Genomic DNA, 21527 nt, shown 5'->3' on the forward strand with positions numbered 1-21527 from the left:
AAAAGTATACTGAGACAATGGACATTGAAAAATTAAAGTTTCCGATTGGTAAGTTTGAAAAACCAACAGCATTAACGAAAGACATTTTAAACAGATGGATTTCTGACATTTCAACATTTCCAAAAAGACTATTAAACGAAGTCATAAATTTGACAGACGAGCAACTTGACACTCCTTACAGACCTGATGGTTGGACAATTAGACAAGTAATTCATCATTGTGCCGACAGTCATATGAACAGTTTAACTCGCTTAAAACTAGCATTGACAGAAGACCAACCAACAATAAAACCATATTTTGAAGAACGTTGGGCTGAACTTATTGACACCAAAAGTATGCCTATCCAACCTTCCTTGAAAATGATAGAAGGGATTCACGAAAGATGGACGGTTTTATTAAATAATTTGACAGACGAACAATATGGAAGAATTTTTATTCATCCTGAACACGGAAAAACTTACAGGGTTGAGGAAAATATAGGAGTTTATGCTTGGCATTGTAATCATCATCTTGCTCACATAACTGAAACAAAAAAAAGAAATAATTGGAACTAAGCATTAATAATAACAGACAGAAAAAAGCCCGAACCGCTAACAGCCGTTTGGCAAAAAGCGGTTTAAGTGCTTAGATAAAGCTTTGTGCTACGTATCAAGTTTAGTGCTGGCAGACAGTTTTGTGCTCCGAAATCCGCTTCTTCGCCAAGCGCCAAACCGTTAGCTGTAATCCCACGAGACACCCTACGAACATTGACATTCCAAAAAAAAGACAGAAAAGCCAACGCTTCGTAAAATTAAAAGAGGTGCAAGCCAACACACAAAGCCAACGCTTTTACACCACATTTAATTTTACCCTAACGCACCCAAGCCCACCCACCACCCCAAACTGCAATTTCAACTTTAAAACAAATGAAAATGACTTTTAAAAAGTTATCTTTGCAAACAATTTTAATATTAGTATGATTGCGTAAAATATGGCGACAAAAGATTATAGTTTATTATCAAGAGAAGACTTGGTTTCGTTGCTTTTAAAGTATGACGAAAAGAAAAAATATGGCATAGTTTGGGACGAAGAACGAGTGCCTGAAAAGGTTGTAACCGATTGCCAAACGCATTTACCAGTTTTGACAGAAGTAAAAGACAAAGAAATAATTATAAATCCTTCTGATTTAACTCATTTGTTAATTGAGGGCGACAATTTTCATACATTATCGGTTTTAAATTATACACACCAAGGAAAAATTGACTTAATATATATTGACCCACCATACAACACAGGCAATAAAGATTTTATTTATAACGACAAATATGTTGATGCTTTAGATACTTACAGTCATTCTAAATGGCTTAATTTTATGGATAAGCGACTGAATTTAGCTTCTAATTTGCTTTCAGAAGATGGATTTATGGTTGTTTCAATTGACGATAATGAAATTGCACATTTGAAGATTTTATTAGATAAGTATTTCAACCATAACACTAAAATTATTGCTGTAAAAATGAGTGAAGCGTCAGGTTTAAAAATGGGTGCTGTAAAAAGAACAGGAGGAATTCCAAAATATAAAGAATACGTTGTTTATGCAAAACCAAATGGAATTAATAACCTGTACTTTGACCCAATTAAAAAAGAAGATTGGGATAATGAATACAATTTATACCTTGAAAATTTTACAGAAGATGATAAAAGTATTATTGAAGAAATAAGTTTAAAAGAAAACTTAACAATTGAAGAACTAAATACTCTTGATACAGAAACTTTAAATAAAGTTCAGATTAGAGGTGTTAATTCTAAAATCACAGAATTAGGAATAACAGATAAGAAAGAAATTTTAAAATGGAAATACGAGAACTCTTGGAGAATTTGTCGTTCAACAGCTTCTTCTTCTGTAAAAAGATTAGCTGATGAAAAAAGAAACATTGTAAACCAAAATGTATTTTCAGTTTTATCTAAACGAGATAAAATAGTTTATTTAGTTAAGGGAGATTATGAGATTGAAAATGAAAAGCCAAGAGTACAATTAATTTTTGCTTCTGATAATCTTGCAGTTCACCCAGGCGATTTTTGGACTGATATTAAAACAACAGGACTTGATGCAGAAGGTGGAATAAAATTTAAAAACGGAAAAAAACCACTTGAATTAATTAGAAGAATTATCAAATCCCAAAAAAATAAAAATGCAATAGTTCTAGATTTCTTTGCAGGTTCAGGAACAACAGCAGAAGCTGTATTAAAATTAAATGCAGAAGATAAAGGCAATAGGCAATTTATACTTTGTACTTATAATGAAGAAAATTCAACAGGGATAAAAATTGCTGATGAATTTTGTTATCCAAGAATTAAAAATACTATTTCAAGTTTAAGTCCAAAATTTCCAAATGTTGGTAGTTTAAAGTATTTTAAAACCTCATTTGTCGAAAACAGTTATAACCGAGACCAAGTAAGAATAGATGTTACGAGAAGATGTACAGAAATGCTATGCGTAAAAGAAGGAATTTATAATCTCAAAAAAGAAACAACAGATTGGAAAATATTTGAACAAAACAGTAAATATTTAGGTGTTTATTATGATTTTGCAGGTTTGACATTGGAAGAGATGAAAGACGAAATGAACAAACTGAAAGGAGAAAAGATTTTGTATTGTTTCACAATTGAAAGAGAAATAAATACAAGAAATTTTAAAGGTTGGAAAAACACAAGATTTGAGGCAATACCTCAAAAAATATTAGATGTTTACAAAAGTATCTTTAATAAAGACTAATTTACAATGACAATAGATTTAAAAGAATATCAAGATAAAAAGGTAGATGAACTTGTAAAGATTTTCACCGACTTGCTCCCATTGGAAGCGGATAATAAATTATGTGTTTTTCAAAGTCCAACAGGAAGTGGAAAAACTGTAATGGTTGCAAAATTTATTGAAACCCTTATTTATGATTTAACCGAAGAGGATTTTTGTTTTTTATGGATTAGTATTGGTAAAGGAGAATTACATAAACAAAGTCAAAAATCACTTAAAAGGATATTTGGAGAAGATCCAAAAGTTTCACTTTTGGAAAACGAATTTTTTGGTAGCAGAACTTATATATCAAGAAATGAAGTAGTTGTAGCGAATTGGGAAAAATTACGAGCCAAAGATAGAACCACAGGAGAATGGACTAATAAACTTATGAAAGATGGAGAAATGACCAATTTCATTGAAGTATTAGAAAACACAAAAAAGCGAAGAAAAATAATTTTAATTATTGACGAAAGCCATTATGCAAGTGATACGCAAAGAACGAATGAGTTAAGACAAATTGTAAATGCAGATGTTACACTTGAAATGAGTGCAACACCAAAATTGCAACTTTCTCAAATAGACATAGCAAGAAAAACAGCCTATTTCGTTTTTGTTGAGCCTAAAGATGTAATTGACGAAGGAATGATAAAAAAAGAAATTATCATTAATGAAGCATTAGACAAATTGGTAGATGATGAAAAAACAAGCCAAGATATTATTATTGAAAGTGCTTACAATAAGCGATTAGAATTAAAACAAGCATTTGCAGAAACAGGAGTAAATATTAACCCACTTTGTCTAATACAATTGCCAAACAGCGAAGCAGGAGAAACCAAAAAAGAAATTGTTGCACAATTTTTAAACAACAAAGGAATTACCGAAAATAATGGAAAGTTAGCAGTTTGGTTAAGTGAAGAAAAATCAGATGGGTTAGATGTAATTTCAGATTTTCATAGTGAAGTAGAATTTTTAATTTTTAAACAAGCTATTGATACAGGTTGGGATTGCCCAAGAGCTCATATATTAGTAAAATTAAGAGAAACAGGTAGTTATACATTTGAAGTGCAAACAGTTGGTAGAATTTTAAGAATGCCTGAACAAATGCACTACGCTAACGATATATTAAACAGAGGATATATTTATACCAATTTGCAAAGTATAACTATTGCAAAAGAAGATTATAACCCAAATATTATTAAGCATTTAAAGGCAATAAGAAAACCGACTTACAAACCTTTAAAATTGCAATCGTATTATAAAAGTCGTGTAGATTTTGGCGATATTACTTCAAGTTTTGTAACCACACTTGAAACGGTTTTTTGTAAATATTTCGGAATGGAAATAAACCCGACCTTGATAAATACTGCCGAAAATTGTCAAAAAGTAATTGATAAGTTTATGGTAATTACACCAGAACCTTATGACGAGAAAATAATTATTGACGAGATTATTGATAATACAAAATTTGACGAATTAGAAGACAAAGACTTTGAAACTTTTGTAAAAAGAACTAAACTTCGTTTAGCAAATAATGATTTGTATGATGTATTTAATATTATAATTCGTCAAAACCTAAACGGTTTTGCACCAAAGCGTTCTACACCAACTGTTCGTAGTTGTATTTATCAATGGTTTAGAAAATATTTAGGAATAGATTACAACGCACCAAATGGAATGATAAACATTCAAAATTTATTTTTGCACCCAAACAATATTGCAGTTTATAGCAGATTATTAAACGAAGCCACCGAAGTATATAAACCTGCAAAAAAGCAAGAAGTAAAAGACAAAATTGAAGAGAAAGATTACATTTGGGAAGTTAAATTTGAAGAGTTTTATAATGAACATTCTGACGAATTATTTAATTGTAATTTAAACATTTACGACAAATGTTACTTATCAAAAATTCGTTCTAATCCTGAAAAAGATTTTGAAAAATATTTAGAAACAAAAGCCGAAAAAATAGAATGGTGGTTTAAAAATGGAGTAAGCAAACAAGATTTTTTCGGTATTCGTTATGAGGAAAATGAATTTCCTAAAACCTTCTATCCTGACTATATTGTTCAACTCAAAAGCGGGAAAACTCTAATTGCTGACACAAAAGCAGGAAATACAGCAGTTGAAGCAAAATCAAGAGCTGAAGCACTTTATAAATATATTGAAACTGAAAATGCAAAAGGGAAAAAATTGATTGGTGGAATTTTAGTACAACAAGCTGAGCATTGGAAAATCAATTTAAACGAAACATATTTGTACGACAAAAACGACTTAACAAATTGGAAGTTTTTAGAAGATATAATTTAGCCAACGCTTTTGGTAGCACATTTGCATTTTTTTCCACCGCACAAAACCAACGCTAAAAAATGCAAAAGAGCTACCAAGCCAACGCACCACGACACGAAAACAAAATTGACGAAATGAACAGACAGAAAAAGGGACTACAGCTAACAGGGGTTTTGCGAAATTGGGGCTTTTGTACTAAATTTGAACATTGGAATTCTAATCAACATTTGTGCTAAATTGAACATTTGTACTTCTAATTCCCCAACTTCGCAAAGCCCCGAAACGTTATCTACAACTTTTCATTCAACCCTCCCATTTTCATTTAAAGTGTTGTATTAATTGACTTTATAAAAATGAACAATGCAATTTTAAGCAACAAAAAGCAACGAAATACTTGTTTTGTTGTACCCAATGTTGTACCTTCGTATCACGATGCACCCAATTGAAAACCCTTTATTTACAACACTTTCACTCGTTTGCATTACTTTACAAAAGTAGTATAACATTTCTAAATTCCTATCATTATGGCATCAGTAAAACTAATTTTAAGAACACATCAGGTAGACCAAACCGGACACAGCCCTTTGTATATCCGAATTATAAAAGATAGAAAAACGAAATTTATCACTGCTGGAGTGAAGCTTAAAGAGAACGAGTGGGATGAAGCAAAGCAGAAAGTAAAAAAGAACCATTCCAATAGTGCCAGAATGAATGCTGCATTATCTCAAAAAATTGCAGATGCTGAAGGTCAAGTAGCCGATATGGAACGCAAAATCAAAACCGTATCGGTTAAAAAACTAAAAGAAGCCATAAAGGGAAAAGAAGTGCCAAACTTTTTTGAATATGCCAGAAAGAGACTAGAGAAAATCAAAAGTACTGTTTCTTATTCCACTTACAGAGCATACACCTCTCAAGTTGATAAATTTGAAAAATATATGGGAACAAAGGATGTATATTTTGATGAAATTACCGTAGCACTATTAAACGACTATAAATTTCATTTAGGAGATACTTTAGGCAACGGAGATACAACGCAACGCCTTTCCATAATTGTGCTCGGAACCATATTCAGGGATGCAATTCGTGAAGAAGTAATTCCCGAAACGATGTTTCCTTTTAGCAAAATAACCCTCAAAATCAGCTCTTCTAAAAGATTATTTCTTAATAAAGTACAGATTGATAATTTAACCCAATTAAAGCTAATAGAAGGAAAAAAAGCGATGATGTGGAGGGATTTATTCCTTTTCTCTATTTATGCCGGAGGTTTGCGTTTTAGTGATGTTATCGAAATGCAATATTCTAATTACAATGAAGCTGAACATAAAATTCAAAAACACATTCGTAAAACTGGAAGAGTACACCAGTTCAAAATTGGGAAAGTGGCTATCGATATTTTAGAAAAATACAAAAAAGTAAATGCCAATCACGATGATTTTATCTTTCCTATTATTATGGATAAAGAAGGCTATTTAAACAGCGAGGCAAAACGTTATTTTCAAACAGCAGCTTTCAATAAATTGGCAAATTGGCATCTTAAAAAAATGGGGCTAAAAATAAAATTACCTTTCGACCTTTCTTTTCATTTATCAAGACACAGCTTTGCAACAAATGCTTTAAATAATGGAATGAGAATTGAGCACGTTTCTAAATTAATGGACCACCGAGACATCAGTACAACTCAAGTATATGCTAAAATTATCAGTGAAGAATTGGATAAAGCGGTTGATAATTATATTTTTTAAAACACAACGAGGGAAGAAATTACCCTCGTTTTTTTTTCGAAGGTAAATTTTATTGTTTTTTACTCTCGTATTCAAAAACACCAGTAAAATAGGGAAATATCAAAGTTGTTAATAACTCATTTGAAATACTTTAACAAGGATTTTTTTTAATTTATAATTTTACAAAAGAGAAATCAAGTAATTTTTAGAGCATTCTAGACGAGTGATAAATGAGCCCTAGTTGAAAACACTAGGACTTCCAAAAAGCGACCAATTTAAAACCGCTTTTAATTACCTTTCAATACTAAATGAATACCAAAAAAAACATACTAAAATTTGAATTCAAAGGATCAAAATATGCAAACAGCTCCGTTTGTAGAATTATTGGCAGTGCCTTCGGCTCTAGCCAAAAATCCTTTATTTGATATAATTGTTGAAAACAAAATCACTATTCAAAACTATTGCAATGCTTTAATTGCAAAAATTTTAGAGCTGCGTCAGTCACAATTTCCTGCATTTATAGATTATCAATTCAACCAGGTGAAGAACCCGGAAATATGGATAAACAAATTAGAGAAGTTATTGGCCAATAATGAAGCATTTTTTAGCTCCAAAACAGCAATGAGTAGATACCATAAACTCTACTCATTAATTGAAAAAAAACGAACAGAATTGCAAACTTCGAGCGTAAAAAATATTACAAAGAGAACACCAAAAAGGTTAATTAATGCAAATTCTGATGATAGACATTTTTCATTTTATGAAATTAAAAACCATATTGAAACACTACCTAATTTTTCCGAAAAAATAATCTATTTAACAGAGGAAATTTTTGCTTACAAACAAGCGGACAAATTTTCAATTAATACAACTTTGCAGTCATTTGATGAACAATGTGGTCAATTAATTGAACAACTTCAAACCATCCGCAAGATGCGTGCAGACTTTGAAAAAGAAAAAGAAAATAGCAATCTAAATACAATGCTATTCAAAAAACTAAAATTTAATGGAAATCTCAATCAATTAGTTGATGTATTTTACCAGTTACAGCGGGAACTTTTTATTGAAGGCAAACCTTATATTGACGAAAACACAAATGATCTAGCGGCTTGGATTGTAAATTCCTTTTTAGATAAAGAGGGAAAAGAAATAAGTCCCCTAACGGTCAAAACAATCCTCAAACCTTCCAAAGAGGAAAAACGTCCGAACACCCATAAAAGACTGGACATCGACAAATTGCTTTAAACAAAATGGTCCCCTGGAGACCAAGTGGGGACTAAAAGACTTTTTACAACTTCTCACATTTGCACCATAACAATTTAAAACTTTTAAAAATGGATGCAATTATCTTCACAAAAGACCAGTTCACAGATCTAATGTCAAAATTAGACACTATTCAAAGCCAAATCTCAATCAAGGCGGACCCAAAGAAAGAAACCTTTTTGGACAATCAAGAATTCCTTTTACTCCTAAAAATCTCAAAGCGTACAGCGCAAACTTGGAGAGACGAAGGCAAAATTTCCTTTAGCCAAGTGGGAAACAAAATCTACTACAAATTATCAGATGTAGAGAAATTGATGCAAGAGCATTACAACAAATCTTTTAAAGGACGATAGTATGAGCAGCTGCAACGGAACTTGCGAAAGTTGTGACTGCACCCCGAAAATGTCAATAGTACGAATTCCCCTCTTGAGAGGGGTTAGGGGTGTGTTCTATTTATTTTTATTCAAATCATTTCTCATCTTTAAACAACTCAAATGGTCACAATCTTCAAAAACTTCAACGAAGTAATCGAACATAAAAAAATACCCGAAATCCTTCAGGAAATCAAAACAGGAAAGTACCGACCGGGCATAATTTACTTGCGTAAATCACTTGCCGAAAACAAAACTGAAGCTTACAACAAAGCCAAAAAATCACTTCCAGCATTCACCCCTTCAGGGAAATTTGTGGGAGGTCGAAAATTGGAATTCCTAGCGGATTATTCAAGTTGTATCATTTTGGACATTGACAAATTAAGTGCAGCCGATTTGCAAAATGCAAAGCATTTGGCCAATCAATCAGAATTCACTTTTGCAAGTTTCATAAGTCCATCAGGAAACGGATTAAAAATTCTAGTAAAAATCAATTCAGACAAAGCCTATCACAAAGAAGCGTTTCTCTTGGTTCAAGAATATTATGAAAATATTTTAAAACTGGAAATTGACAAATCAGGCAAAGATATAACAAGATTATGCTTTTATTCCTGGGATGAAAATTTGTATCTAAATGAAAACGCTACCGTCTTTGCGAGTGAAACGAAGAAATCTTGTCAAGCTGAGCTTGTCGAAGCTCCAACAACTTTAAACTTTAAACCTGAAACTTTAAACAGCGAAACTCTATACAACCACTGCATTAAATTCACTGAAAAAAAAGTGCAATTCGTGAATGGCAGTCGCAACGTATTCGTACATCAACTGGCGTGTAACCTAAATCGAAAAGGAGTTACATTAAACGATGCTTTGGGGTATATTCTAACCGATTTTGGCTATGATGAAAAAGAAGTAACACAAGCCGTCAACAGTGCCTACGGAAACTTGCACGAATTCGGAACGAATGAATTTAATCCCAAACAAAATAATCCCAAAACCCAGAACCCAAAACCCAAAACCTCCGAAGTCGAAGACGAGGATGAAGACAAACCAAAACCAACTCAAATTGACCGTTTAGAGATGTTTCTATCAACGAGATATGTATTTCGTCATAATATGGTTTCTGGCAAATTAGAGTTTCAATATTTCGGCAAAAAGAAGTGGAATGTAATGAACGATTTCATTGAAAATTCAATGCTTCGGGAATGTTTAAAAGGTCGAATTAAAACCAACCTATCATCATTGAGAAACTTATTGTATTCTGATTTTTGTGAGCTATTCAATCCGTTTGAAGATTACTTTTTCAATTTACCTTCTTATGATGAAAAGACCGATTACATTACAGAATTAGCAAACACAATCACAACAACAAAACAAGACCTTTGGCAGCAATGTTTCAAAAAATGGTTAGTCGCTATGGTGGGTTGTGTACTCGATGAAAAAGTAATCAATCACACAGTTATTGTCTTCAGTGGCAAACAAGGGTTAGGTAAAACAACGTGGGTTGAAAAGTTGGTTCCAAAACAATTGAAAGAGTATTTATTTTCAGGAACCATAAACCCAAACAATAAAGACACTTTGGTACAACTGGCGGAATGTATGTTAATTAATTTGGACGAATTAGAAAATCTAAACCGTTCTGAAATTGGATCACTCAAAGAAATCATTACAAAAACACAAATCAGAATGAGAAAAGCCTACGGACACAATAACGAAACAATGCCCAGAAGGGCATCGTTTGCGGGAAGTGTCAACACAGCCCAGTTCTTAAACGACAGTACAGGAAGTAGAAGGTTTCTTTGTTTTGAATTAGAAGGCATAAAATACCAACACAATGTAGATATAAATATGGCTTTTTCACAAGCGTTGTTTCTTTTCAAAAGTGGATTTAGATTTTGGTTTGACCAGGAAGAAATCAAATCCATTACCGAGAATAACGAACAATACCAATTGCATAGTCCAGAAGAAGAACTTTTATTAACTTGGTTTGAGCCTTGTCCAAAAGAAGAAGCAACGCTATTTTTAAACGCATCACAAATTGCAGCAAAACTAGCAGATAGAACAAAATTAAATTTGAACGATGCAACAATAAATAAACTAGGCAAAGCATTAAAAAAGCACAACTTTATCAAAATCAGCAAGAAAACCGGCTATGTGTATGCGGTCAAAGAACTATCCTACGAAGAAGTAGATGTTAAAAATAAGGAAATTGAAGACGAGTAATTAGCATCAAAAAGCAAGTACATAAAAAAGGGTGCTAAATACACTCTTTTTTATCCTTTTGAGTGGATAGGCAGGATAACCAAATTTCACCTAAAACATATTTAGTTTTTTTTAAATTTAAACTTTCGGAAAACTTCCAACAGAATTAAAGAAAAATAGTGTATATGTTAGATTAGTTTGCACTCAAACAGCCACTTAAATCCGTTTTTTATAAACAAAATAAAATAAAAAATGTTTATCTCATTTTTTGGTTATCCTGCCTATCCTTTTTCATTTTCATTCATTTACATTCCATTGCTTTTTAGTATGTTTGTAGATTATACCATTAATTCAATAGCACCATTTAAAAATGCTTCAAAACCAATCCATAATCCCTGATATAAAGGCAATTATTGCTACTGCCAAAGACAAAGCGGTCAAGGCAGTTGACAATGAGCGAACCATAATGTATTGGAATATTGGACAACGTATTTTTGAAGAAGAGCAACAAGGAAAAGATCGAGCAGATTATGGAACGTACTTAATAAAGTTTCTTTCAGAGCAATTATTACCCGAATACGGAAGTGGTTATTCTGTCAGACAATTAGAGCGTTACCGCCAGTTTTACCGTACTTTCCCAATTGCGTCCGCACTGCGGACGCAATTGAGTTGGACACATTACAAATCTCTTTTGGTACTTGATAATCCAGACAAAAAAGAGTTTTATATTGCAGAAACGGTAAAAAACAATTGGTCATCACGACAATTAGAACGCCAAATAAATAGTAGTTTGTACGAGCGACTTTTAATGAGTAGCGACAGGAAAGATGTTTTGGCAGTGGCTAGAAACGAAAAATTACCATCTGATGCAAGGGAGATTATTAAAGACCCAATGTTTTTAGAATTCTTGGATTTAAAACGGGAAACTTCTTATTACGAAAGAGATCTAGAAAGCGCCATTATTACACACTTACAAGATTTTCTGTTAGAGTTAGGAAATGGTTTTGCATTTGTGGCAAGACAAAAACGAATTCATATTGATGGCGATGATTTCTTTGTAGATTTAGTTTTTTACAATCGATTACTACAATGTTTTGTAATTATCGAAATCAAAACCGAAAAGCTAACCCACCAAGACATAGGGCAATTGCAAATGTATGTGAACTATTACGACAGGGTAGAAAAAACCCAAAACGAAAACCCAACTATTGGTATTTTGCTTTGTGCCAAGAAAAACGATGGTGTGGTTAAATTCTCATTACCAGAGGATAATAAAAACATCATAGCAAGTCAATATCATCTTTACCTACCAACTGAAAAACAATTACTGGAAGAAGTAAAAAAGGAGTTGGAAAGTTTTGAAGAGGAAAATGACAATCAAGAATAAAAAGAGAAATTAAACAGTAAACTTAGTAAGTTTTGAAAATATATACATTGAGTTCGGATAAAATGATAAATGAAAATATATTTTCAAGCTAAATAAAAATAAACAATGACACCAATACGAAATAAAAAAGTTGAAGGTATAATAGAAGAAATCATTGACCAATACGCCTATGCTGATACATCAGATAGACCTTGGATAATTGGTTTCAGCGGAGGGAAAGATTCTACCGTTTTATTAACATTAGTTTGGATTGCACTTCAAAGAATTAGAAAAGATTTGCCATTTCCATATCAATTAAGAAGACCAGTTTATATAGTTTGCAACGATACAATGGTTGAAAACCCTATCATTTCAAATTATGTAGAAGATGTATTATCAAAAATAAGTGAGGAAGCTAGAAATCAAGATTTACCCATTTTTGTAAAAAAAACAATTCCAAAATTAGAAGAAACCTTTTGGGTAAATGTAATAGGAAAAGGGTATCCTGTGCCAAACAATGCTTTTAGATGGTGTACGGATAAACTTAAAATAAGACCAACATCAAATTTTCTTTTAGACCAAATAGACGAGAAAGGTGAAGCAATAGTTTTACTTGGTACTCGATACGAAGAAAGCGTTACTAGAGAGCGTTCTATGAGAAAACACGAGGTAACTGGGAGTAGATTATCAAAACACAATAGCACAGCAAACACCTATGTTTATGCACCAATAAAAGATATGTTTTTAGAGGAAGTATGGTACATTATTAATACCGTACAATCTCCTTGGGGTTTCGATAATTCTATTCTTTTTAAAATATATTCTGATGCCAGTGCGGATGATTACGAATGTCCAACAGTTGTAGTAAATAAAGAACACAGCTCTTGCGGACAGAGTAGATTTGGTTGTTGGACTTGTACAGTAGTAAAAAGCGATAAATCAATGACAGCTTTGGTCGACAATGGTCAAAATTGGATGCAACCATTATTAGACTTTAGAAATCGATTAGTTGAAAATAGAAACCTTACTGAAAATCGTTCCGAAACTAGAAGAAACGGTCAAGAAGCAGTAAGAGAAGACGGTTCTTTCAATGGAAATTACAATGCTCATTACAGATACCAAATTCTAAAAGATTTATTACTAGTTCAAAAAGAAGTTCAAAAAGAAAGACCACACATAACTTTAATTAACAATCAGGAGTTAATTGCGATACAAGTAACCTGGAATAGAGATGGAATTTTTGATTTAAGTGTTGGCGAATTATACAAGGAAATCTTCAATAAAGACATTAGTACCAACAATATCAAAGCGCTAGATGATACAGAACGAAGAATATTAAGAGACGTTTGCAAAGAAGAGCCGGATTATTATCATTTGATTGATAATTTGATAGCATTACAGGAAACCAAAACTTTGATGATTTCAAAATACGGACTTCATAACGACGTTGAAAAAAGAATTGAAAATTTTGTAAATGAAAATGAGTTATGAAAATAAATAAAATACTGTTTCAAAACTTTAGAATTTATAAGGGAAATAACGAAATTATTTTCTCTCCGAATGCTTCCAAAAACATTAGCATCATTGCTGGTAAAAACGGTTTTGGAAAGACTACTTTTTTAACATCTTTAATTTGGGTGTTCTATGGTAAGATGATGAGCGAAGTCGAAGATAAATACCGTAAGGACATTAAAAATGCAGGAGGATATGAAAAATTCTTAAAAACATTATTAAATCGTGATGTAAAATCAGAGTTTGAAAACAATGCCAATAGTTCACCAATATTATCCGTAGAAATTGAACTTAAAGATTTATTAATTCCTTCTATTCCTTGTAAATCGGTTGTACTGAAAAGATCTTATGATTTAAGAACAGAAACAGAAGATTTAAAAATATTTATTGATGGTCTTGAAAACGAATTAACCAAAGAAGTGGGTTATGAAGTTTTTATTAATGATTTTATTTTGCCTAGAGAGATTGCTAAATTTTTCTTTTTTGATGCTGAAAAGATAGTTTCATTAGCAGAAGCAAAATCTAAAGCAGAATTAAAAAATTTAAGTAAAGCATATTCTGAAGTTCTTGGAATTAAAAAGTATGAGGACTTAAAAAAGAATTTAGAAACACTATTAACAAAATTGAAAAGAAGTGGTGCATCGCCGTTGCAGCAAACAAAATTATTCTCTCTTGTTGATAATGAAAAAGAATTGTTAGGTCTAATCGAAATGAATCAAGACAAGCAATCAAATATTGACAAAGAAATACTAAATCATAAATTGAATAGCGACAATCTTCAAGAAAAGCTAATCAGAGAAGGAAATGGCATTACGGTTGCGGAACTTCAAGTGATGAAGAAGGAACGAGATGCTTTTAAACTGGAATCAATTGAGATTAAGAATAAACTAAAAAAACTTTTGGACATTGTACCTTTGGTCCTGGCTGGAAAAAAATTAGTTACTTTAAATAATCAGTTAGTTTATGAACATAAGTTTCATTCTAATACTTTAAATCAAGATAGTTTAATTGAAGAATTAAGTGCTTTCTCTAAATCAATATTGAAGAATTTAAACAATTTGAATCTTGATACAATTGCAAAAGCTAAAGTTGAGGAAGCATTAAAATTGACATTATCCGAAAAACAGAAAGGCACCGTAAAATCAAAAACAGAAAAAGTATTACTTGATTTTAATGATGAACAGTTCCGTAATTTTGAAGCAGTTTTCAATAATATAAAAGGAGCATTTTCAAGTCAATTTAATGCAGTTGTTCAAGAAGAAAAAAATAATCGTATCTTATTATCAAGAGTATTTCAAAAAATCAAACAAGCGGAAGCAAGAAAAGATAATCATCTTGCACAAAAATTAAGAGAAGAAAAAATAGCTATCGATGCAAAAATCGTTGTTTTAACAAACAATAAAAACATTCTAATTGAAGAATTAGGCAGCTTAAAAACACGATTGGCTTCTAATGGTAAAGTTTTGTCAGAATATGAAAAGAATTTCAAACTTATAAAAACGGACCAGAAAAAATATGATGTTACAGAAAATCTTTTGATAAAAATAAATACAATTATCCATAAGATTAAGGATGATAAAAAGTATTCGTTGCAAAAGTCAATAATGCTGGGGTTGAAAAAGATAATGCACAAAAGCGACTTCATTTATAATGTTCGAGTAAATGTAGTGGATGATGTTATGGATATTGATTTATTAGATAAAAATGACGAAATAATAGACAAAGATTCTTTATCCAAAGGGGAACAACAACTATATGCAACTGCGCTATTAAAAGCATTAGTAGATGAATCCGGAATTAAGTTTCCTGTGTTTATTGACAGTCCATTACAGAAATTTGACAAATACCATTCTAAAAATATAATCAAAGAGTTTTATCCTGCCATTTCTGAACAAGTAGTTTTATTTCCTTTATTAGAAAAAGAATTGTCCGAATTGGAATATGAGTTTTTAAAACCATCAGTCAATAAAGTTTTTGTTATTGAAAATAACAAGGATGGTTCAAGTTTTAAATCATTCGCAGTTGACCAATTATTTCATCATTTAAAGCAAGAAAACGATGTTTACACAAATTAATACAAGCAAAGAAAATAAAGAGGTTGTATCGCTTTTAACAAGAAAATTAAATTTAGGCACAGAAAACATTGTGGCAAGAATTGCTTACACCTATTCTTTATCCCAAGATAGAAAATTAGACTTAAATAAAATTAAGGATGCTGGCGGTAAAAACTATTCTAAAGCTGTCCTTTTTGGGGATTATTACGATATGTACATAGGTTTAGTTTGTGTGCATTATGGTTTATATAAAACAGATAAAGACATTCCTAAATATATTAAAATGCATATTGATGATGGTTTAGCACTTTTGAATGAAGAAGTGAACAACCGGAATAATATTGATGGTTTTGATTTTTTAGTAGAGAAAATTTCCTATAATTTAATTAATTAAAATAGCTGTAAGTTTATAAGTTAACAAATTAAAAAAGTACACATATGTTTGGACATTTAAAATATAATTCTACTCAGAAAACCATAATTAAAGATTGTATTGACACCAATAAAGAAGAATATGAGAAATGGTTTTTTAATAATTTACTTTATCCTTTATTAGTTATTCTAATCTCTGTATTATTAGTAGGTTTAGTAAAGAAAGATTTTGAAAAAGTTATTGAATATGCTTTAAATGGTTCACTTTCTCTAATTGGAATTAACGTACTTTTTGCAATGTCAAGTTATTTATTCAGAGCTAAAAATTTTGAAAAAGATGAGTTAAAAAGCGATGTTTTAAACTTGTCAAGTAAGTTAAGTGATTGGAAAGGAGTATTAATTGTTCTTGGTACGATTTTATATGTTTTACCAACATTATATCCGTCAAATTCAGTTATTTTCAGAATTGCAACATTTATTTTCACAATAGTCATAATGGGTCTATCAATAAATATCTCCTCGAAAATGTTTATGATTAGAGATGATTTTTATCAGAAGACATATAATTTAGAAGAAACTTATGATAAAAGTTTAAGAGCAGAAACAGAGGATATTCACGGAAAAAAATGGAAATAATGAATAATTTGACAAATAATATTATAAAGGGTATTCCAGTAGTTCAGAATAAACAAGATTTTGTTGTTAGTGTATTTACTATTGAGCAGATATTTAAATTTACAAAATTTACAAATAGATTAATTGTTGGGTATGATGAAAATCAATTACCTGTTTATAATGAGCAAATTCAAAGATTTGTTGAAAATTCAAGAGTTGTAAAAATTTCAGATTTTTTAACGAAAGATCCTGATGCAACATTTCCTACTAATCTTGTTTTGCATATCCCTAAAGCAATTATTGAAAACCAAAAAGAATGTGGAGATTTAATTGAAATTACCCTAAATGATAAAGTTTTTACCGAGTTAAATAAAGATAACGGTGACGTTTACATAACAATTATTGACGGGCAACATAGAATAAAAGGGATAGAATATGCTATTGATATTTTGAAAAATGAAATATCATTTTTGTCAAAGACATCAAGAACAAATGATTTGCCAGAAATTCAAAAAGAATTAAAATTTAAAAAAGAAAGATTAAATGATTTGTTGAAAATTGAATTGGTGGTAACATTCTTTATTGATAAAACTTTAGAATATCAAGCAATGATTTTTTCCACTATCAATAGAACACAGAAAAAAGTATCTTCGGACTTAGTTTCGAGTTTATTTGGATTAACAACAAGTGACACTCCTCAAAAAACAGCTCTACAAGTTGTTTTAAGCTTAAATGGACATATATCATCTCCTTTTTATAAAAGAATAAAATTGTATGGAGGTAGTTATTCAAAAGAGAATAGCCCTCCGTTATCTCAAGCTACAATGGTGTCATCTATTGTTAATCTTATATCTGAGAGTATTAGAGAAGCTGAAAATGATAGATATAAAGATCGAAAAGAGTTACTTTCAAGGAGTAGTGGTTCACAAAGACCACTACCTTTTAGGAAATATTATGCAAATAATCAAGATTATATTATTTCGGATATTTTCTATTATTTTTTCAATTCAATTAAATCAATTTTTAAAAATAAAAATGATTTTTCATACTGGGATTTTCAAGATGAAAAAAACACCGATAATATTTTACAAACAACTGTGGGTTATGAAAGTTTGTTGAAGGTTTTAATCGATATTTTGAAAGAAGTAAAAATTGACGATATTGAATCCACCGAAATTTTTGACAACTATTTAATAAGAGCTAAAGGCTTAAATATATCTGATATAAATAGATATTCTTTTAACAATAGAGGGAAAAAATATTTGTATTTAGATATGAGTTTGGCAATTTGGAAAGCAAAAGACAATAATGATATAAGGCTTGTTGAACTTAAAAAACTTGAAAATGAGGGCTAAGTACTTTACTTTAGTGGTATAAGCTTATCTTTGCAATATTTTTCTACTTCAGTATCATTTAAGAAATAAGAATCAGAAAATTCTTCCAATTCCTTTTCTGTAGATTTTAAATATTTTTCATTTGCGGTCAATAACTTTTCAACTTGTTCAATAAATTTTTCAAAATCTTTGTTTATTCGACAAAGCTTATCAATTGTTTTAAAATCTAATGCTTTATATTTTGCAGGATAAAGTATTTTACTTTCGTATGGATTCGCCTTAAGTTCAATTATTCCGATTCCAAAAGATTGATTTAATCGTTCCATTTCCTCATTCAAACTATCGCTAATTTCAAAAGCAACTAAATAACCATAATTTGCCCAACTAGAATTGGAGACAGCTTGAAAAAAAGACTTTTTTAATTCATAATCAGAATTAATCTCTTTTTTTATTTCAAAAGATGAAATTTTAAATGTGTCTAATCGATTTATCGCCTTTAAAAAAATTTGACTTGCCTTGGATTGTAAATTAAGAAATTGTATTCCAACTACATCTGGATGAATCCATTTTTGATGATTATCTTTACTATTAGAAGATTGTTCGTGGAAAATTGTTTTTGAAAAAGTGTTCGTGTTTTTAAGAAAACTACTTAAAAGTTTATGTAAATCTCTTTCTAAATAATCATTTTTTTTAACTCTTTCTTTATAATTATCAGCCTCATCCGCGCCAAGTTGATCAATTATTAATATTTGTTCGTATTTCGTTAAATAATATTTATAAGTTTCACCAGATATTTTACTTCTTTTAATTCTTACATCACCATTTTTTATAAATTCTCCTAACAATCCAGAAACAATTGCTATTGGATTTTTTGCTCCAAAATCATAATATTTTTTACTAATTATATAGTTGTAAACTTCTGATGCTTTTGCTAATCCTTTTAATTCATCAAGACTTTTTAAAATTGCTTCTTTTATTGTCATTATAATTTAAGTATTTACGTTTTTATACAAATCAATAAACATATAATGCGAATTTTCCAATTGACCTTTATCTAATAAATCGTGTAAATGTTCTAATCCACCATTAGCATACTCCTCAATAAAAGTAATGACTTTTGAAATTACAATATTCAAATCTGCATCTTGCATATCTTCCATTTCGTTCCAATCAAAGCCAATCTCTTCACTTCGAGTGAAAATAATCATCATTAAAAAATCTACTAAAGCAGAATCACGTTTCCACTTTCCCAGTTCTAAAAAGTCTGTTGTCAAATCTCTTGGTGGTAACGGCAACCTTAAATTATTTTTTAGCCCTAACATAAAAGCATAAATATACAATTCATAGATAGGTCCAAATTGACTATATTCAGATGTTCTACTTCCTTTATTTGCTAAAATTTCAATAATTGGAATTCTACTATTAGCATAACGAGGTCTTTTTATTAAAAGGTTCGATTTAAATTCTTGACTTGTCATTATTTCAATTTTATTTTAGTTGTAATTAAATCCACTTGTTCAACTCCTTCTGTTACTTGATTTACATACATAGTTTTTACCAAAGGATCTTTTAATAATTTTTTACCCAAATCATTAATTTTCATTTTATCATTTCCTTTGTATAAATCTTTAACCAAGACGATACTTTGTGGAAATACATTTCCTGTAGCCTCAAAGAATCCTTCTGTAAATCCTTCTCCAAATGCGGAAATCGGTGCATCAGCTAACAAAGGATAATTATATTTTGCAGTATTAGCTGAAATAACAGCCATAACAACAGAAAATTTCTTCATACGTTGGAATCCTTCCGAGCTACCGTGTACAACATTTCCTTTGCTATCCATATAATTAAACAAAATTGAACCGGAAGGCGATTTCTCAAACTTCAATATTCCACCTGCTAAATCATTGTATTTAATTAAGCTTTGAAAATGCTCATTTGCATATTGTTCAAGCAAGCTAACCATATTGTCAAAAACTCTATTTTTTGCTTTTTCAGTAGAATCAGCTAAATCAGAACAAATATCATAATTCAATAAATACCCTTCTGGGATATTGCTTGGTCGCAATGACTGTATTTCTTTTTCGGTGTTATGAATATTATTTTTATATTTTTTAATATTCTCTTTAAGTCGTTCAATCTGGATAGAGGATTCACTTATTCGTCTAATAGCACCTTTATATCTATTAATTATTGTTAAAGAATCTTCCCCATTACTACCTGAAATAAGAATATCTTTTCGTTGGTCTTTTAATGATTTCAATTCTTTTTTAAGTTTAGTAAGCCTATCACTTAAAGCAGTTTCTTTTTCTCTAGTTTGAAGAATGCTATCAGTTATATTAGAAATTTTATTATAAAAAGGTTGAGCATTTATTTGTAAATCACTAAAAAAACTGTCCAAATTATTTTTTACGTATTCAGTTTCATTTTTAATCTCAACAGGTCTATTTTTAAGTCTAACAATAAAATCATATTCTTCAGAACCTTCAAGTGCTGGTCGATTGCATACATAACAATGCTGATGATCAAGCATACTTTTTAAAGAAACGCTATCTGGAGAATTTACAGGTAAAAAATGAAAATGTTTATTAGGATCATTATTGATATTCAACAATGCTTTTTTCTCATAATGAATGTCTCTAAATTTTTGTATTTTACTTTGGAAATCATCAATAACAGTATCAAAACCTAGTGAAATCCAAGAAAAATTACCATCAAAAAATCTATTATTGATACTGTCTAAAAAAGTATTGTATTCATTACCAACATCCGTAGTTTTTCTAGTTTTCTCTTTTATTTTATTATCTAGTTCATTTCTTTTTTCTGCATTTGAAAAATTCTGTTCAAGTTCGTTTTTTTCTTGTTCAGCAGCATCATATAATTTTTCAAATTCACCGAGTTTTATTATTTCAATATCTAATTTATCACCTTCATCTTTTTTTAATTTTATAGCTTTTTCCAATCGATCATTATGGTCTGTATTGGATTTAGTTTGTTTATTTAAATCTATTTCAGCCTTGTCTTTGAAGTATTTAGTTAAAGATACTAATTCCTCATAATTGCTTATGTCAGTTAAGGTTCTAACAGCCTCTTCAATACTTGATTTTTTACCAAAATCAATTATACTATCAACTTCCTCCCCTTGAAAAAAGGAATACTGCCTTAAATCTGGTCGAATTAATTGTTTAATAATGTTTAATTTTTCGTCAGCATCATAAACTGGAGTATATTTAGGCAAAATATGATCTGTTCGATTTACTTCAATATCATTAATAGTAATTTGCCAACTATCAAAAGATGTTATGCTTTCACTAATACGTGTTGCCGTAAATGACTTTGTTATTTGGTACTTAAATCTTCCATTAGAATATTCTATTTGGATTCCTGTTTCAATACTGCCACCAATAGGCGTTTCATTTTTGGCTTTATCAGATATTATTTTTACTGCTATATCCTTTATGCCTTTCTTTATTTTGTCGTCAGAATCTAATATTTGGTCATAGAACAACCATAAAAAAGCATTGAAAAATTTAGATTTCCCAGCTCCATTATCAGCTACAATAATGTTAACCCCTTCTTCAAAATCATATCTAGTTTCAAAATAATCTCCATAATAATTGAAAAAGTTTTTGAATGATATACTATTAATAATTGATGCCAT

The 21527-nt window shown here is 30.4% G+C and carries 19 protein-coding genes; 16 read left to right on the top strand and 3 right to left on the bottom strand.

Annotated elements, in window-relative coordinates:
• Window positions 1-17: 17 nt before the first annotated feature.
• The 16 genes from ACFQ0S_RS11820 to ACFQ0S_RS11895 all read left to right on the top strand — a co-directional run bounded on the left by ACFQ0S_RS11820 (window position 18) and on the right by ACFQ0S_RS11895 (window position 17887).
• Window positions 18-554 carry a YfiT family bacillithiol transferase gene (locus tag ACFQ0S_RS11820; protein WP_379758667.1) on the top strand — a complete coding sequence of 179 codons (537 nt, stop codon included), beginning with the start codon at window positions 18-20 and terminating at the stop codon, window positions 552-554.
• Window positions 555-638: 84 nt separating this feature from the next.
• A complete protein-coding gene (locus ACFQ0S_RS11825; RefSeq protein ID WP_379819105.1) occupies window positions 639-788 on the top strand; it encodes a hypothetical protein in 150 nt (49 codons plus the stop codon).
• A 182-nt stretch (window positions 789-970) separates the two neighbouring features.
• Window positions 971-2755, top strand: coding sequence for a site-specific DNA-methyltransferase (locus ACFQ0S_RS11830; RefSeq protein ID WP_379758670.1), 1785 nt, complete (start codon window positions 971-973; stop codon window positions 2753-2755).
• 6 nt (window positions 2756-2761) lie between these two features.
• Window positions 2762-5080, top strand: a complete 2319-nt coding sequence (locus ACFQ0S_RS11835; protein ID WP_379758673.1) for a DEAD/DEAH box helicase — start codon at window positions 2762-2764, stop codon at window positions 5078-5080.
• Window positions 5081-5139: 59 nt separating this feature from the next.
• On the top strand, window positions 5140-5295 hold the full coding sequence (locus ACFQ0S_RS11840) for a hypothetical protein (protein ID WP_379758676.1): 156 nt from the start codon (window positions 5140-5142) through the stop codon (window positions 5293-5295).
• A gap of 288 nt (window positions 5296-5583) precedes the next feature.
• The gene (locus tag ACFQ0S_RS11845; protein WP_379758679.1) at window positions 5584-6801 is read left to right on the top strand and encodes a tyrosine-type recombinase/integrase; all 1218 of its coding nucleotides are present in this window, start codon (window positions 5584-5586) and stop codon (window positions 6799-6801) included.
• Between the two features lie 315 nt (window positions 6802-7116).
• Window positions 7117-8025, top strand: coding sequence for a hypothetical protein (locus tag ACFQ0S_RS11850; protein ID WP_379758682.1), 909 nt, complete (start codon window positions 7117-7119; stop codon window positions 8023-8025).
• A gap of 89 nt (window positions 8026-8114) precedes the next feature.
• Window positions 8115-8396 carry a helix-turn-helix domain-containing protein gene (locus ACFQ0S_RS11855; protein WP_379758685.1) on the top strand — a complete coding sequence of 94 codons (282 nt, stop codon included), beginning with the start codon at window positions 8115-8117 and terminating at the stop codon, window positions 8394-8396.
• 141 nt (window positions 8397-8537) lie between these two features.
• A complete protein-coding gene (locus ACFQ0S_RS11860; RefSeq protein ID WP_379758688.1) occupies window positions 8538-10634 on the top strand; it encodes a VapE domain-containing protein in 2097 nt (698 codons plus the stop codon).
• A 231-nt stretch (window positions 10635-10865) separates the two neighbouring features.
• A complete protein-coding gene (locus tag ACFQ0S_RS11865; RefSeq protein ID WP_379758691.1) occupies window positions 10866-11012 on the top strand; it encodes a hypothetical protein in 147 nt (48 codons plus the stop codon).
• Window positions 10984-12000 carry a PDDEXK nuclease domain-containing protein gene (locus tag ACFQ0S_RS11870; protein WP_379758694.1) on the top strand — a complete coding sequence of 339 codons (1017 nt, stop codon included), beginning with the start codon at window positions 10984-10986 and terminating at the stop codon, window positions 11998-12000. The genes ACFQ0S_RS11865 and ACFQ0S_RS11870 overlap by 29 nt, the downstream gene beginning before the upstream one ends.
• A gap of 105 nt (window positions 12001-12105) precedes the next feature.
• Window positions 12106-13470, top strand: a complete 1365-nt coding sequence (gene dndC, locus ACFQ0S_RS11875) for a DNA phosphorothioation system sulfurtransferase DndC (protein ID WP_379758697.1) — start codon at window positions 12106-12108, stop codon at window positions 13468-13470.
• Entirely contained in the window at window positions 13467-15566 is a 2100-nt protein-coding gene (locus ACFQ0S_RS11880; RefSeq protein WP_379758700.1) for a hypothetical protein, read from the top strand. The genes dndC and ACFQ0S_RS11880 overlap by 4 nt, the downstream gene beginning before the upstream one ends.
• Window positions 15550-15939 carry a DndE family protein gene (locus tag ACFQ0S_RS11885; protein ID WP_379758703.1) on the top strand — a complete coding sequence of 130 codons (390 nt, stop codon included), beginning with the start codon at window positions 15550-15552 and terminating at the stop codon, window positions 15937-15939. The genes ACFQ0S_RS11880 and ACFQ0S_RS11885 overlap by 17 nt, the downstream gene beginning before the upstream one ends.
• A gap of 44 nt (window positions 15940-15983) precedes the next feature.
• On the top strand, window positions 15984-16553 hold the full coding sequence (locus ACFQ0S_RS11890) for a hypothetical protein (RefSeq protein ID WP_379758706.1): 570 nt from the start codon (window positions 15984-15986) through the stop codon (window positions 16551-16553).
• Window positions 16553-17887, top strand: a complete 1335-nt coding sequence (locus ACFQ0S_RS11895; RefSeq protein ID WP_379758710.1) for a DGQHR domain-containing protein — start codon at window positions 16553-16555, stop codon at window positions 17885-17887. The genes ACFQ0S_RS11890 and ACFQ0S_RS11895 overlap by 1 nt, the downstream gene beginning before the upstream one ends.
• 5 nt (window positions 17888-17892) lie before the next feature.
• Here the strand turns inward: ACFQ0S_RS11895 and ACFQ0S_RS11900 are convergent, their stop codons facing one another.
• The 3 genes from ACFQ0S_RS11900 to ACFQ0S_RS11910 are packed head-to-tail and all read right to left on the bottom strand — an operon-like array spanning window position 17893 to window position 21527.
• The gene (locus ACFQ0S_RS11900; RefSeq protein WP_379758713.1) at window positions 17893-18849 is read right to left on the bottom strand and encodes a hypothetical protein; all 957 of its coding nucleotides are present in this window, start codon (window positions 18847-18849) and stop codon (window positions 17893-17895) included.
• Window positions 18850-18855: 6 nt separating this feature from the next.
• The gene (locus tag ACFQ0S_RS11905) at window positions 18856-19344 is read right to left on the bottom strand and encodes a hypothetical protein (RefSeq protein WP_379758715.1); all 489 of its coding nucleotides are present in this window, start codon (window positions 19342-19344) and stop codon (window positions 18856-18858) included.
• Window positions 19344-21527 carry an AAA family ATPase gene (locus ACFQ0S_RS11910; protein ID WP_379758717.1) on the bottom strand — a complete coding sequence of 728 codons (2184 nt, stop codon included), beginning with the start codon at window positions 21525-21527 and terminating at the stop codon, window positions 19344-19346. Before ACFQ0S_RS11910 ends, ACFQ0S_RS11905 begins: the two co-directional genes overlap by 1 nt.

It is taken from the genome of Flavobacterium myungsuense (assembly GCF_042677265.1).
In the GTDB taxonomy this organism is placed as follows: Bacteria; Bacteroidota; Bacteroidia; order Flavobacteriales; family Flavobacteriaceae; genus Flavobacterium; species Flavobacterium myungsuense.